General features: G+C 67.2%; 13 protein-coding genes. 3 read left to right on the top strand and 10 right to left on the bottom strand.

Annotated features, from left to right (window positions below; translation table 11 throughout):
* Positions 1-60: 60 nt before the first annotated feature.
* Genes CGU34_RS11675 through CGU34_RS11650 form a run of 6 tightly spaced genes read right to left on the bottom strand, consistent with a single transcriptional unit; the run spans position 61 to position 5,516 of the window.
* Positions 61-858, bottom strand: a complete 798-nt coding sequence (locus tag CGU34_RS11675; protein ID WP_036298219.1) for a cyclase family protein — start codon at positions 856-858, stop codon at positions 61-63.
* Positions 855-1,946, bottom strand: coding sequence for a branched-chain amino acid ABC transporter permease (locus CGU34_RS11670; protein WP_100814176.1), 1,092 nt, complete (start codon positions 1,944-1,946; stop codon positions 855-857). The genes CGU34_RS11675 and CGU34_RS11670 overlap by 4 nt, the downstream gene beginning before the upstream one ends.
* The gene (locus CGU34_RS11665; RefSeq protein ID WP_157811297.1) at positions 1,943-2,824 is read right to left on the bottom strand and encodes a branched-chain amino acid ABC transporter permease; all 882 of its coding nucleotides are present in this window, start codon (positions 2,822-2,824) and stop codon (positions 1,943-1,945) included. The genes CGU34_RS11670 and CGU34_RS11665 overlap by 4 nt, the downstream gene beginning before the upstream one ends.
* A complete protein-coding gene (locus CGU34_RS11660) occupies positions 2,824-3,552 on the bottom strand; it encodes an ABC transporter ATP-binding protein (protein ID WP_036298223.1) in 729 nt (242 codons plus the stop codon). Before CGU34_RS11660 ends, CGU34_RS11665 begins: the two co-directional genes overlap by 1 nt.
* Positions 3,539-4,327 (bottom strand): ABC transporter ATP-binding protein, encoded by a 789-nt coding sequence (locus CGU34_RS11655; RefSeq protein ID WP_081766289.1) that lies wholly within the window; start codon positions 4,325-4,327, stop codon positions 3,539-3,541. The genes CGU34_RS11660 and CGU34_RS11655 overlap by 14 nt, the downstream gene beginning before the upstream one ends.
* Positions 4,320-5,516 carry an ABC transporter substrate-binding protein gene (locus CGU34_RS11650; protein ID WP_157811296.1) on the bottom strand — a complete coding sequence of 399 codons (1,197 nt, stop codon included), beginning with the start codon at positions 5,514-5,516 and terminating at the stop codon, positions 4,320-4,322. The genes CGU34_RS11655 and CGU34_RS11650 overlap by 8 nt, the downstream gene beginning before the upstream one ends.
* A gap of 218 nt (positions 5,517-5,734) precedes the next feature.
* Here CGU34_RS11650 and CGU34_RS11645 point away from each other — a divergent pair, with 218 nt between their 5' ends.
* The 3 genes from CGU34_RS11645 to CGU34_RS11635 all read left to right on the top strand — a co-directional run bounded on the left by CGU34_RS11645 (position 5,735) and on the right by CGU34_RS11635 (position 9,035).
* Positions 5,735-6,400, top strand: a complete 666-nt coding sequence (locus tag CGU34_RS11645) for a GntR family transcriptional regulator (RefSeq protein ID WP_198517763.1) — start codon at positions 5,735-5,737, stop codon at positions 6,398-6,400.
* A gap of 103 nt (positions 6,401-6,503) precedes the next feature.
* Positions 6,504-8,276 carry a gamma-glutamyltransferase family protein gene (locus CGU34_RS11640; protein WP_100810113.1) on the top strand — a complete coding sequence of 591 codons (1,773 nt, stop codon included), beginning with the start codon at positions 6,504-6,506 and terminating at the stop codon, positions 8,274-8,276.
* A gap of 39 nt (positions 8,277-8,315) precedes the next feature.
* Positions 8,316-9,035, top strand: a complete 720-nt coding sequence (locus CGU34_RS11635; RefSeq protein ID WP_232711653.1) for a YoaK family protein — start codon at positions 8,316-8,318, stop codon at positions 9,033-9,035.
* 104 nt (positions 9,036-9,139) lie between these two features.
* Here the strand turns inward: CGU34_RS11635 and CGU34_RS11630 are convergent, their stop codons facing one another.
* The 4 genes from CGU34_RS11630 to CGU34_RS11615 all read right to left on the bottom strand — a co-directional run bounded on the left by CGU34_RS11630 (position 9,140) and on the right by CGU34_RS11615 (position 14,130).
* Positions 9,140-10,162: an isopenicillin N synthase family dioxygenase gene (locus CGU34_RS11630; protein WP_036298230.1), complete on the bottom strand. Its 1,023-nt coding sequence runs from the start codon at positions 10,160-10,162 to the stop codon at positions 9,140-9,142.
* 50 nt (positions 10,163-10,212) lie between these two features.
* A complete protein-coding gene (locus CGU34_RS11625; RefSeq protein WP_036298232.1) occupies positions 10,213-11,400 on the bottom strand; it encodes a MalY/PatB family protein in 1,188 nt (395 codons plus the stop codon).
* 74 nt (positions 11,401-11,474) lie between these two features.
* Positions 11,475-12,791 (bottom strand): LLM class flavin-dependent oxidoreductase, encoded by a 1,317-nt coding sequence (locus tag CGU34_RS11620; protein ID WP_100814174.1) that lies wholly within the window; start codon positions 12,789-12,791, stop codon positions 11,475-11,477.
* A 1-nt stretch (position 12,792) separates the two neighbouring features.
* A complete protein-coding gene (locus CGU34_RS11615) occupies positions 12,793-14,130 on the bottom strand; it encodes an O-acetylhomoserine aminocarboxypropyltransferase/cysteine synthase family protein (protein ID WP_100814173.1) in 1,338 nt (445 codons plus the stop codon).
* Between the last annotated feature and the right edge of the window lie 433 nt (positions 14,131-14,563).

Genomic DNA, 14,563 nt, shown 5'->3' with positions numbered 1-14,563 from the left:
ATGCTGGAGTGTGCGAGCCGGCTGTGTGGTGGGTGGGGAGCTGAATCGGTCGGGAACCGACTACGCCGAGTCGGCCGCGGTGAGCGCGATCACGCGTGCGGGGCTGCCGCTGCCGCCTTCGATGCGCAATGGTGCGACGATCAACAGTGCCCCGGTCTCGGGCAGCCTGCTCAGGTTCTGAAGCGAGGTGATCCCGTACTTGTCGTGGCCGAGCAGGTGGTTGTGCATGGGAAACGGCGGGTCGAACTCACCCGCGCGACCGGCGTCGATACCGAGAGTGTCGGCACCGAAACCCGAGATGGGGCGTTCTTCTGCGAGCCACAGCGCGCACTCGCCCGAGACGCCGGGGCTGTGCGGTCCGTTCTCGTCGGCGTTCACGAAAGCCTCCTGGTCGTCGGAGTATCGGTCCCATCCGGTACGCAACAGCAGCCAGCTGCCGGGTTGCAACTGCCCGTGCCGTGCCTCCCACTCTTCGACATGATGCCGCTGGAGCAGGAAGTCGGGATCGGCGTCGACCTGTTCTCGCACGTCGATCACACAGGCCGGACCGATCAGGCGATCGAGGGGGATGCTCGCGACATCCCGGCCCTCTTTGCCGCTGAGCCAGTGGATCGGAGCATCGAGGTGTGTCCCGGAGTGCTCGCCGGTGTGGATGTTGTTGTGATACCAGCCGGGCCCGTGCTCGTCGTACCGGCTCAGCTGCTCGAGGACGAAGCCGCTCTGACTCGCAAACGGGTCGGGCAGCGTCATGATCGGCGTGGATCCGCGGAGGGTGCTCGTCAGGTCGACGAGTTCCAGTCGGCTCGAGGCGATGCTCCTGAGCAGTGCGGCGATCAGGATGGGCGGGTCGACAGTCATTTCACTCCTGGGAGAGACGATGCGAAGGGGTTTTGAGGCCGGAGCGGCCAGCGAGCTTCCCGGCCGCCGGTGATGCCGGACGGGCGCAGGATCAGCACGACGACCAGGACGGCGGCCACCACGATGAGGCGGCTGCCGGCGGGCAGCGACACGATGACGCCCCCCATGTGCAGACCGCCCTCGAGCAGGCCGAGAACGTGATCGAGGGTGGAGATCAGAAGTGTTCCGACCACGGCTCCCCAGAGTGAGAGCATGCCTCCGATCACCAGCATCGCCATCGTGGTGAACGTGAAATCCAATGAGAACTGGGATGCCTGAACGACCCGGTTCGTCTGTGCCCACACGGCTCCGCCGATGGCTGCCAGTGCGCCCGAGAGGGCAAACGCGACAACGCGATGCAGGGTGATGCGGATGCCGGACCCGGGTGCGGCCACCACGCTCTCGCGAGATGCGCGAAGCATCCGTGCGCTCCGTGATTTTCCGTACGTCCAGGCGATCGTGATGACGACGAGGGTGATCAACAGCGTCGTCTGCAGGTCGAAGCTCTGGGGGATGCCTGTCATGGACTGACCTGACTTCGGCCCCACACTGCTCCAGTACGTGAGCACCTGGACGACGAGGCCGAGGAGGGCGAACGTGGCGATGCCCGCCTCCAGCCCGTGCAGTCGCATGAGAGCGAGACCGCTCACGAGGGCCAGCAGTCCGCCGACCGCTGCCGCGATCACCAGGGCGATGAGCGGCGCTACCGCAGCACCCGAGAGCCAGGGGAAGAGCTCGGGCATGACGGACGCCTTGACCACGGGGCTGATCGTCAGGAGCGACATCGTCCAGGCGCCGACGGCGACGAAAGCGATGTGGCCGAAGGAGAGAACGCCGCTGTTGCCGATGAACGTCCACATTCCCACGACGATCATCAGGTTTGCCAGGGCGTAGCTCAGGTCGATCGCGGCCGACTGCGAGACGGAGCTCGCGAACGCGGAGAACAACCAGACGACGACGAGGGGCACGACGAGTGTCCACAGATCCACGGCGGGGGACGGCACGACCCAGCGGGGCATCCAGCTACGAGCAGGTTGGGCGATGGTCATGCGCGCTCCTTGAGAGTACGGCCGGCGAAGACGCCGTTCGGGACGATCACGAGCACGACGATGACGAGCAGATATACGAACGCCGTCCGGAAATCGTTGAGCCCGCCCGGGAGCCAGGCGGTGAAGAGTGAGAGAACGAAGCCCACGGCGAACCCACCGACGACCGCGCCACCGAGGCGGTTCAGGCCGCCGATGACGGCGCCGATGAGACCGAACAGCGTGGCCTGGACGCCGAAAGTCGGGTCGACGGCACCGGATCGCGCGGTCAGGACGAAGGCAACGGCGGCGGCGAGTACCCCGCTGATGACGAAGGTGAGGGAGATGACGACCCCGGATCGGATGCCGAGGATGCGCGCGATCCGGAAATCGGCTGCTGCGGCCTGCACCTGCAGCCCGACGCGCGTCTGCGACAGGAAGAGCCCCACCCCCACCAGCAGGCAGACGGCCAGAACGACGGCGACGACCGCCAGCAGGTTGATCCGCAGACCGCCGATCGTCACCGAGGTGGTCAGGGCTGGAGCGACGGATGCCGTTCGGACGTTCGTGCCGAAGATGCCGTCATATGTCCGCTGCAGCAGGATGCTCAGGCCGAAACTCGCGATGAGGAGCGTCGCCGGCGACTGTGAGCGCATCCACCGGAAAACGGCAGCATCCATCAGGAGAGATAGTGCGACGGCGACGACCACCGAGGCGACCAGCGCCAGCGGCCACGAGAAGGGCCAGATGAGGATCAGAGCGTAGGCCGACCCGGTGATGATCTCGCCGATGGCGAAGTTCGCCAGTCGCAGCACGCCGAAGACCAGTCCGATGGCGAGGGCCGCGAGCGCGTAGACGGCTCCCGCGGAGACGGCGTCGAAAAGTGATTGCAGGAGGGGCATCATGATCCCAGGTAGGCCTTCATCAGGAGGGCGGAGTCGGCCGCGTCGGCGGGAGCCAGGTCCATCACGATCCGCCCGTCGTTCAACACATACGTGCGATCGGCGGCCGCGACCGTTTGCTGTGCTCGCTGTTCGACGAGGAGCACCGCCGTGCCGCGCTCGCGGATGCGCGCGATGGCTGCGAAGACTGTGTCGACGACGGTCGGTGACAGTCCGAGAGAGGGTTCGTCGAGTGCGAGGAGAATCGGGTTCGCCAACAGGGCGCGGCCGATCGCGAGCTGCTGCTGTTGACCGCCGGAGAGGAGCCCCGCGGGGCGATTCGCGAACTCATCGAGGATGGGAAACAGCTCGATCACCCATTTCAGGTCTTCTTCCAGGCCGCGGGGATCGCGCCGGGCCGTGGAGCCGAGACGCAGATTGTCGCGCACCGAGAGTCGCCCGAAGATGTGGTGTCCCTCGGGCACGAGGGCCAGTCCTGTTCGCGCCACGCGCTCGGGTGGCATGCGACGTAGGTCGACGCCGCCGAGGCTGGTCTCGGAGGAATCCGAGCGCACGGCGTTGACGATGCCGAGCAGGGTCGAGGACTTTCCGGCGCCGTTGGGTCCGATGATCCCGACGAGCTCGCCGGCATCGATGTGGAAGCTCACGCCCGACACGGCGGGCACGCCGCGATACGAGACCCGAAGGTCTGAGACGGTAAGGATCCGCGGCGATTCAGTCGACACCATGCTCGGCTCCTTCGGCGATCTGCTGTGCGGCGTTGCCCAGGTACGACGCTGCGAGGCGGGGGTCGGTGCGCACCGAGTCGGGTGAACCGTCCATGACGTTCAGTCCGGCGCCGAGGACGAAGATGTGGTCACAGCTTCCGAAGATGAGTGGCATGTTGTGGTCGATCAGCAGCACGCCGAGTCCGCGAGTCGCGAGGGCGCGCATCGTGTCCCTGAAGTGCTCGGCCTCGCCATCGTTCAGTCCGGCCGCGGGTTCGTCGAAAAGCACCCAGTTCGGTCGTGTCGCCAGCGCCCTGGCCACGCCGAGACGTCGTTCCACCCCGTGCGGCAGGTGGTCGGCGTCATGCATCGCCCATTCTTCGAGCTGCAGTTCCGCGAGGAGTGCCAGCGCGAGTGAGCGTCCCTCTCGTCGCGAGAGTCCACAGGCCAGGGCGGCGACCGTCACGTTCTCGAGGACGGTCAGCCGCGGGTAGAGGTGACCGTGTTGGAACGTGCGGGCGATACCTCGGCGAGTGCGCCGCTCGGCGCTCTCGCGGGGCAGCTCGCCGCCGTCGATGAAGACCCCGCCGCCGTTCGGACGGTCGTACCCGCTCAGGATGTTGACGAGAGTCGACTTGCCGGCACCGTTGGCTCCGATCAGGCCCGTGACTCGCCCGAGTGGGACATCGATCGTGACGTTCTGGAGCGCCTTCACCCCGCGGTATGAGCGTGTGATCCCATGCCCCTGGAGCAGGCCGCCTCCGCGGCCTGCTCCAGGGGCGAGACGATCAGTCACCGAGGATGACCTTCTCGGGTGCGCGTCGCTCGACGAACTTCAGGGCGCCGTCTTCGACCACCAGGACGCGCTGGGGGCGGTCGACGTTCACGTGGAGTTCCGGCGTGAAGGTCGTCGGGCCAGCCAGCAACTCGAGGCCGTCGAAAGTCAGGAACGCGTCCGCGAGCGCTTTTCCGTCCCAGCTCTGAGCGACCTCGTGCGCCGTGACGATGGCGTCGAGCGTGGAAGGACCGGTCACGAAGCTCCCCACGGTGGGGCGTGCGCCGTAGGTCTGCTCGTAGACCGTCGCGAGATCGTTGACCGCGGGGTCGGGGTCGTCTCCGGCGGTGGAAGCGAAGGTCACCACGTAGTAGTCCGTCAGGCCCGGGATGGAGTCGAGCCAGAATGTTCCGTCCATGCCGAAGCCCGAGACGATCGGGGCCGCGATGCCGCCGTCGCGCAGGTCTTTCGCGACCTGTGCGCCGCCCGGGCTATAGCCGCAGTTGAAGATCACGTCGGGGGCCGGGCCGGCGGCGATGCTCGAGACGGCCTCGCTGATGTTCTCGCCCTGGACGTAGTCGTAGCCCGCGATCTCGGTGCCGCCCAGCTCGAGGAACCGCTCGCGCGCGATGGCGCACTGGCTCTGGGTGTACTTCAGCGATGTGTCGGTCAGGAAGACGGCGTTCGTCCAGCTCTTGCTGTCAGCGAACTCCGCCATCACGCTGGCTTCTCCGGGTGTGGCGTTGCCCAACGAGAACCCGATGTCCAGTCCGCCCCGGGGGCCGTAGATCGTGTCGCCGACACAGGGGGAGACGTTCAGAACTCCGGCCTGCTCCGCCACGAGCGCCGCCGGGCTTGAGATGTCGTAGTCGCAGGTCACGATGATCGCCTTCGCGCCGGCATCGATGAGGGTCTGTGCGGACGGCGCGTACTTCTCGAGATCCGAACCCGTGTCGATCACCCGCAGCTCGACGGGGGTGCCGTCGATTCCGCCGGCTCCGTTGAGCTCATCGATCGCGATGCGGAGTGAGTTCAACGCCGGGGTGTCGAACGGGGACATGAAGCCTGTCTCGGCCATCACGGCGCCGAGGAGGATGGTGTCCGAGGTCGCCGTGCTGTTGTCGGTGGATGGCGCAGCCGTACTGACGCAGCCGGTCAGCGCGATGGCGCTGACCGCTACGAGTGCGGCCGCTCTGAGTGACGTGCTCATGGTGTCGTCCTTGCTGTTGGTGTGTGTGAAGGGCAGGCGGCGACGCGATGTGATTCTCACGAGCGACTCTGCAGGTGCAATATTCGGGTCACTTCGTATACGAAGTTGCGTCACTGTATCGCCGGCACCGACCGCCAGGCAAGATGTTTTTTCGGCGGTGCGTCGATGAATGGCTCGGGCTGGATACGATCGGGGTCGATCGATCGAGGAGGGGGCCGATGCCTGAAGAGACGATTCTGCGGGGCCCCGCCCTGGTGGATGCCGTTCGCGACATGATCATCAGGGGCGAGCTCGCCCCGGGATCGCGGGTGACAGAACCCGCGCTGGCATCGGCGTTCAATGTGTCTCGTGTGCCCATTCGCGAGGCTGTGCGAGCGCTGGCCGCGGAGGGATTCGTCGAGCTGCGCCATTTCGGTTCCCCGACCGTCATGAATCTGACCGAACGGGTCGTGCACGAGGTTCGAACGGCGCGGGCGGTGCTCGAGCCGCACGCCACCCGGCTCGCCGCCACCCAGCGCTCCGATGCCGATCTTGCTGCGATCAGGGAGATCCTGGACGAGGGTGACCGCGCCATCGATCTCGGGCAGATGGACAGGCTTCACCGACTGAACTCGCGCTTCCACGATGCCGTCGCATCGGCGAGCGGCAACAGCGTGCTCGGTGGGTTCGTGCACCAGCTGTCTGCGCGTTCGGAATGGATCAACACGGCTTCCATCCCGGTCGACAACCGGTTCTTCTGGCGTGACCATCGCGACATCTACGACGCGATCGAGGCGCGTGATGCCGATCGCGCGGAAAGTCTCATGGCCGAGCACGTGCGGCGTGCCGCGACGCAGCCTGGTGCGCACGACACGGGTGGTGACGACGGCTTCACGACCCACTGATCGCCGAGGCGTGCACGGAGCACGTTTCGTATACGATATGGTCTCGGGATAGTTCCCGCTTTCAGCCGGTGGCCGCTTGTCGGCACTCCAGAAGGACCGTGTCATGCAATTCACCACTCGCCCCGAGATCGTGGGCTCGTTCGGCGCGGTCGCGTCCACGCACTGGCTCGCGTCGAGTTCGGGGATGGCTGTCCTCGAAGAGGGCGGCAACGCGTTTGATGCCGCCGTCGCCGCGGGACTCGTGCTGCACGTCGTCGAACCGCACCTGAACGGCCTCGGCGGCGACACACCCATCATGGGTTTTGATGTCGCCGGGGGAGAGCCCTGGGTCTTGTGCGGGCAGGGACCGGCGCCCGCCGCCGCCACCGCAGCGGCCTATGCCGATCTGGGGCTGGGCGCCATTCCCGGAACGGGTCATCTCGCTGCCGTCGTGCCCGGATCGTTCGGCGCCTGGATGAGCATGCTCGAGCGCCACGGCACGCTGTCGCTGGAGAGGGTGACCCGCTTCGCGATCGAGTACGCGCGCCACGGGTACCCCCTGGTCCCCGACGCGACCGTCGCGATTGCTTCGGTGGCTTCGCTCTTGTCGGAGCACTGGACCACGTCGGCCGAGATCTATTTGCCGGGCGGCACGCAACCGGTGCCGCGGGCTCGTTTCCGCAATCCGCTCCTGGCCGACACCCTGGAGCGGATCGTGGTGAATGCGAACGCCGACGGAGGCAGTCGAGAGGCCGTGATCGCGCGCGCACGGGACGAGTTCTACCGCGGCTTCGTCGCCGACGCGATCGACGCGTGGATGCGCCAACCCGTCCGCGATTCGACCGGCTCCGACCACGCGGGGTTGCTCACCGGCGCAGACATGGCGGAATGGGAGCCCACCTGGGAGCGCCCGACGACGATCGAGTTCGGCGGTGTGACCGTGGCGAAGACGGGGCCGTGGGGTCAGGGGCCCGTCCTATTGCAGCAACTTGCGATGCTCGCCCATCAAGACATCGGCGCACCCGGTTCGGCGCAGATGATCCATGCCGTGACCGAGACCGCCAAGCTCGCGTTCGCCGATCGCGAGGCCTTCTACGGCGATCCGAACTTCGTCGACGTCCCGCTCGACGCGCTCCTCGCCGACGACTACGCCCGCAGCCGCGCACAGCTCGTGAGCGAGGAGTCATCGGGCGAATTGCGCCCCGGGTCGCCGGGCGGGCACGAACCGCACCTGTCCAGATCCATCTTCGACGCGCCGATCGATGCGGCCGCGGGTACGGGTGAGCCGACGCTCGCGAGCATGGGGGTGGTCCGCGGCGACACCTGCCACCTCGACGTCGTCGATCGTTGGGGAAACATGGTGGCCGCGACTCCGAGCGGGGGGTGGCTGCAGAGCTCACCGGCCATTCCGGGGCTCGGCTTCTCGTTGCCGACCCGAGCGCAGATGTTCTGGCTCGAGCAGGGACTGCCGAACTCGATCGCGCCGCGCAAGCGACCGCGCACGACCCTGAGTCCCGGCATGTTGCTGCGTGACGGTGCCCCCTATCTGGCATTCGGGACGCCGGGCGGAGATCAGCAGGACCAGTGGACCGTAACCTTCCTCCTGAACCTGCTCTCGCACGGCATGAATCTGCAGGAATCGATCGACGCGGCTACATGGCACTCCACGCATATGCCCTCGTCCTTCTTCCCGCGCAGTTTCCAACCGCGGGGCGTCGTCGTCGAGCAGACTGTGGGAGACGCGGCGCTCGACGAGCTGCGCGATCGCGGTCATGATGTCGTCGTGGCTCCCGCGTGGAGTCTCGGCAGACTGAGCGCCGCGGGATTCCGCGACGACGGGATGGTCATTGCTGCAGCCAACGCGCGCGGTATGCAGGGCTACGCCGTCGGGCGCTGAGCTGACCCCGCCCGCAGAGCAATCGACAGGATGTATCCCGTGCTCAACCAACTTCGATCCGCTCCTGAGCGCCTGCATCTGGCGCTCATGCTGGCTCTCACCTTCTCGACCGGCATCGTCGACGCGGTCGGTTATCTCGGCCTCGACAAAGTCTTCGCGGGCAACATGACGGGGAACGTCGTCATCCTCGGCATGGCGCTCGCGGGCGCCGATGACCTGCCCTGGATCGGCCCCCTGCTCGCTCTGTTCGCCTTCATGTTCGGCGCCGTGGTCGGGGGACGGGTGCTCCGTCCGGTCGCGGCGGGTTGGACGACGCGCACCACGTGGCTCTTTGCGGTCGTCGGGCTGGTTCAGGCCGCGCTCGCGGTGAGCCTCTTCGTCACGGACGGAGCGCCACCCCAGCCGTGGGAGTACCTCATCACGTTCTTCCTGGCCGCGAGCATGGGCATCCAGGCGGCGACGGCTCGGCATATCGCCGTCAAGGACGTCACCACGGTCGTGGTGACGTCGACCATCACCGGTTTCGCGGCCGACTCGCGGCTCGCGGGGGGCACCGGTCAACCGTGGTTCCGTCGGCTCGCCGCGATCGTGCTGATCGCCGCCGGTGCCGCTATCGGTGCTCTGCTGCTTCAGGTGCACATCGGCTGGGGCGTTGGTGCCGCGGCGTTGGTGACTGTGTTGGCGGCCCTTCTCGGGCACGCCGCCGCCCACGCAAGACACGCGGCACGTCTCACGCGGTTGGGTGCGGACTCGCGGTAGGCAGCACGGCGCGCGGTGACTTTCGTCGCGGACGTCACCGTCCAGCCGTACGCGAAGCCTCGAGCCGTGACATCCGAGTCAGTTCGGCGAATCCTCGACCACGCCTAGCGGGCCGCTGCCGCCCGCTCCGCAACCAGATCCGCGTGCCAGCGCTCCGCGACATCCGGATGCGCGCGCAGGCGTGACTTGAGCGCATTCTCGCCGTACAGCGCGTGAATGGGATTTGCGGGATCCTGTGTGACTCCGGATGCCTCGGCGGCGAGCTCGTCCGGCAGCTCGATGAGCGGCAGCCGTCGATCCAGCGCCGGGTTGAAGAAGAACGGCACCGAGATGCGCTCGTCGGGGTACTTCGGCGAGATCACGCGGTGATTCGTCGCCTTGAGGTAGCCCTGCGTGGCGTACTCGAGCAGCTCGCCGATGTTGACGACAAAGGCACCCGGGACGGGCGGCGCGTCGACCCACGCACCGTCGCGCTCGACCTGAAGTCCGCCCTTGCCCGGCTCGATCCACAGGAGCGTCAAGACGCCGGAGTCCTTGTGCGCGCCGACTCCCTGTTGCGGTTCGGGGTCGTCCTTGCCGGGATAACGGACGATCTTGATCAGGGTCGACGGCTCACCGAAGTGCTCGTCGAAGTAGGTCTCGGGTGCGCCGAGCGCCACGGCCCAGGCGCGGAGCAGTTTGCGGGCGATTCCCGTGAGGTGCTCGTGCCATTCGTCGATGACCTCGCGCAGCTCGGGTTGTGCGGCGGGCCACAGGTTCGGTCCGATCAGGCGCGCGAAGTCGGGCGCCTCGGGGTCGGTGATCGCCTCGCGCTCGGGCCCGATGTCGATCTGCTCACGCCAGTCCACGTGTCCCTGGGTGCGCTCGCCGCCGACGCGCGTGTAACCACGGAAGTGGGGGCTCGTCACGTTCTCGATCGCGAGCTTGTCGGCCTCGGGCAGCGCGAAGAACCCGCGAGAGACTTCCAGCAGTCGCTGCTCGAGCTCGGGGCTCACGCCCGTACCGGTCAGGTAGAAGAACCCGACGTCGTGGGTTGCGGCACGCAATTCGTCGCGGAATCGCGCCGCGGCAGCGTCCCCCTGATCGAGGAGCGAGAGGTCGAGGATCGGCAGGCTGGCTTCTGACATTTCTCGAGGCTAAGTCCCTCCGGCGAGCCGTCGCGTTTTGTTGCCGAGCATTACCGGTGCAAGCCACGCCAGGCGTCGCCCATCGCGCCGACCGCTTCCGCGAGGATCGGGCGGGGCGTGGCGAAGACGAGGCGAACGTATCTCTCGTACCCGGCTCCCAGCAGCGCTCCGTCCGTCAGCACGACGTTGGCGTGGTCGCGGAAGAACGCGACTGGAGAATCGGGGATGTCCAGGGCGGCGGTGTCGATCCACGCGATGTACGTCGCCTCGGGCGGACGATAGCGCGCGCCGGGCAGGTGTGTCGCGAGCAGCTCGGCGAGCAGGAGGCGGCTGTCCGAGAGATATGCCCGCGTCTCGTCGAGCCAGGATTTGCCCTCCCGGTAGGCGGCGGTCGAAGCGACAACCCCCAGGGTCGACGCCCCGTGCTGCACGGCGAAGCCGAAGCGGCGGTAGGCCTGCTGGTCTGCGTCGTTGGAGGTGATCAGCTGAGCGGCCTTGAGTCCCGGGATGTTCCACGCTTTCGACGCGCTCGTGCCGGTAACCGTGTGTGCCGCGGTCTCGGGTGAGAGCGACGCGTACGGGATGTGCGGGCGTCCGTCGAAGCGGAGCGGTGCGTGGATCTCGTCGGCGAACACGCGGCCGCCGTGACGCTCGACGATCGCGGCAATCGCGAGGAGCTCATCGCGGGTGAGGACGGTCCCGGTCGGGTTGTGCGGATTGCAGAGCACCAGGGTGCGGGCGCCCGCCGCGAACGCGGCATCGATGCGCTCGAGATCGTGCTGCCATCGGCCGTCGATCAGGGCCCCCGGCACCTCGATCACCGGGTGCCCGATCGTCGGCAGGTAGGTCAGGAACGGCATGTACGCCGGCGTCGGAACGATGACCGCAGATCCGGCGGGGGAGTACTCGGTGATCGCCACGCCGAGCGCCGCCATGACGTCCGAGACCGAGTGCACGCGGGCGGGATCCACAGCCCAGCCGTACTCGGCAGACATCCATTCCGCCGTGGCGTCGGCCACGGCGGCAGCGAGCGGAGGGGACAGGTACCCCAATGTGCCGTCGGTGATCGCGCGCGCGAGGGCCTCCGCGATCGCGGGGGCGGTTCCGAAGTCCATCTCGGCCACCCAGGCACCGATCTTGCCCGCGTGCAGGCTCCACTTGCGACTCTCGGGACGATCGAGCCGCGCGCGCGTCAGCGCGTCGAACGGATGCGCGGGCGGATGCGCGGGGGAAGTCATGATCCCATTCTCACCAGTCCTCTCGCGGGCGCGAGCGCGCCCGAAACACGACGGCACATTCGTGCCGACGCGGGTCAGAAATCGAAGAGGTTGGCCCGTGCACCGCCGGTCGCATACTCGCGGCGCAGGATGCCGCGGCGCCGGAGCACCGGCACGAGTTCGTCGAGGTAGCGGTGGATCGTCGTGGGGTGGAAGTCGCCCGAGAAGATGAAGCCGTCGTTGCCCGCATCGTCCCCCAACTCCTCGATGAAGTCAGCGATCTCTTCGGCCGTACCGACATAGCCCCGCCGATCGGTGATGCGGCCCTTGCGGGCGTGCTGGGTGAGGATCTCTCGGAGCGGAACGTCGTCGAAGGACTCGAACCCGCCGCGCAGCCACGAGATCGAGCCGCGGGACACATGCTCACCGAAGATTGCAGGATCGAGGGGGCTGTCGAGGTCGAGCCGTGTCAGGTCGGTCTCGAGGTCGGACGAATGCCCGAGGGCGATCTGGCGCAACTCCGCCTCGGATGGGTGGAGCGACGCCGTGACGATCCGCTCTGCCTCCTCGACGCTGGACACCACCTGCGGTTTGAACACGAACAGCGTCCGGATGCGTCCCTCGCGGCCCTGTCGGGCGGCTGCCGCCCCGACCTTCTCGCGGTAGCTGCGCACCGGGTTGATGTCGAGACTCGCGAGCGCGAGCTGCACGTCGGAGTGTGTCGCCGCGAACTCGATTCCGCGCGGCGAGCCACCGGGCGAGACGATGATCGGGTCACCGCCCGCGAAGGGGATCGCGTTGAGGGGCCCGTCGAATGCGAAGTACTCGCCGCGGTGCTGGACGGTGTTGATGTGGGCGGCGTCGGCAAAGCGCCCGGTCGACGCGTCGGCGACGAGTGCCCCCTCGCCCCAACTGCGCCACAACTCGCGCAGGCCGGAGGTCCATTCATCCGCGCGGTCGTAGGCGGCGTCGTGCGCTATCGGGTGGAGGCCGAGATGACGGGCGCTCCCGACATCCGTCACGACATTGATGCCGACGCGGTGATCGCTCAGGTGGTGCAGCGAGGCGAACTGCCGTGCCGCAACGTATGGCAGGTAGGACGCGACGTTCACGGTCGGCACGATCCCGATGTGCTCTGTCGTGCTGAGCAGGTACGGGGTCAGCGCGACGGGGTCGTGCTTGGGTCCGCCGTAGGCTCCGCGAACGCGGAGATCAAGGGTGTCGGGCAGACCCGCCGAGATAGCATCCTCGATGATCACGAGGTCGAGGCCCGCCTGTTCGAGCTCGCGCACGGACTGCTGATACAGGGCGGGACGCTGCCACTCGTAGCCCCAGTCCCAGGCCGGGCTGCCCCATCCCTGCGGTCCGAAACCGCGCGAGAGGAACCATCCGAAGTGCTGCGGACGGGGCATGTCAGGCCACTCTCGAAACGGCGGGGACAGAAGCATCGGCGGAGACGTCCCGCGTGGCTGCGAAGGCCCCGGCGAGGTCTCGGATCAGATCGTCGACGTCCTCGATGCCGACAGAGAGGCGGATGAGGCACGGGGAGATGCCCGCGCGTCGCTGCTCCTCTTCGGTCCGCAGATTGTGGGTCGTTGTGCTCGGGTGGATGACGAGCGAACGGACGTCGCCCAGGTGGGTCATCTTGGTGAACAGGCGCAGCGAATCGTAGAAGCGCCGGGCCGTTGTCTCGCCGCCCCGGAGCGTGAAAGCGAAGACCGATCCGAATCCTCGGGACAGGTAGCGTGATGCGGTGGCGTGGTTGGGGTTGGATTCCAGTCCGGCGTAGTCGACGGACTCGACCTCGGGCTGCGCTTCGAGAAAACGCGCGATCTGCGCCGCGCTGCCCGACTGTCGGTCGACGCGCAGCGAGAGGGTTTCGATGCCCTGCTCGATCAGGAACGCGTTGATGGGCGACGGCGCCGCACCGAAGCGGGGAACCGCGAGATCGCGGAGGAATCCCGCGAAGGCACGCCTGCCGTAGCGCTCGACGTGAGTGAGGCCGTCGATCGCCCGCGTTTCGGATAGGTGCGGGTACGCGCCCGAACCCCAGTCGAACGTGCCGGCGTCGACGATGAACCCGCCCAGCACACTGCCGTGCCCGGCGAGAAACTTGCTCGCGGAGTGCACGACGATGTCGGCGCCGTGCTCGATCGGGCGCAAGAGGTACGGGGTGGCGAGGGTGTTGTCGATGATCAGCGGAGCGCCGACCGAATGGGCGATCTCGGCCACGGCGGCGATATCGAGGACATTGTTCTTGGGATTCGAGATGGACTCCGCAAAGAAGGCGCGTGTGGTTGGAGTGACAGCCGCGCGCCAGGCATCCAGGTCTGTGGGATCGTCCACGAAGTCGATCGTGATCCCGAACCGCGAGAGGTGCTCGAGGAACAGGCCGCGCGTGCCCTCGTAGATCGTGCCGGACGAGACGAGATGGTCACCCGCGTGCAGGATCGCCAGCAGCGCGTTCGCGGTCGCGGCCTGCCCGCTCGCAACGAGCATCGCCTCGCTCCCGCGCTCGAGCGCCGCCAGGCGACGTTCGACGGATTCGCCGGTCGGATTGCCGTGACGCGAGTAGATGAAGTCCGGCTCGTCGCCCGAAAAAGCTCCCTGCGCGTGGTCGAAGTCGTCGAAGGCGAAACCGGCGGTCAGGTAGATCGGGGTGGCGCGTGCCTGGTGGGGGTCTCCAGGTTCACGACCTGCGTGCAGCTGCTGGGTTGCGAAGCCCGCGGCGGGATCGAGGGATGTTGTCATGGCGGCGTTCCGTGTCGGGTATTTCGGGTGACACTACGCCGGGTGCGGCCGGGCGACGAGGGCGATGAAACGCGCCGTCATACAACACTGCGGTGTTCCCCAAGAAACCTGCATGCCAGATCTCTAACGGTGGGTTCATCGGGGGACACAGCCTTCCTTGTCGTCGCCGTTCCGTGAATGCGGGAGCGGGTGGGACCCGACAGTACTGTTTCGGCGTCGGTCAACGCGAGCACGGGCGCTCCGATCGCAGAATCGCTGTCATCTTTCGTCGCAATCGGTGACAGAGCGATATCCAGGAGTAGCGAGCAGCTCATTCCGAGCTCGAACTTTTATCCCAGGTGGAAAGGCGGAAATCGAACCGCGGCAGGTGCTGGAGAGTCCGGGATGGCTCGCGGCGTGAAACGTGCCGAAACAATCGGGACGTCGCGGCAAC

Origin of the sequence: Microbacterium lacus (assembly GCF_002812805.1) — a bacterium.
GTDB classification, from domain to species: Bacteria; Actinomycetota; Actinomycetes; order Actinomycetales; family Microbacteriaceae; genus Microbacterium; species Microbacterium lacus_A.
Note: the sequence above shows the minus strand (reverse complement) of the source record. Positions and strands in the feature narration are given on the sequence as shown.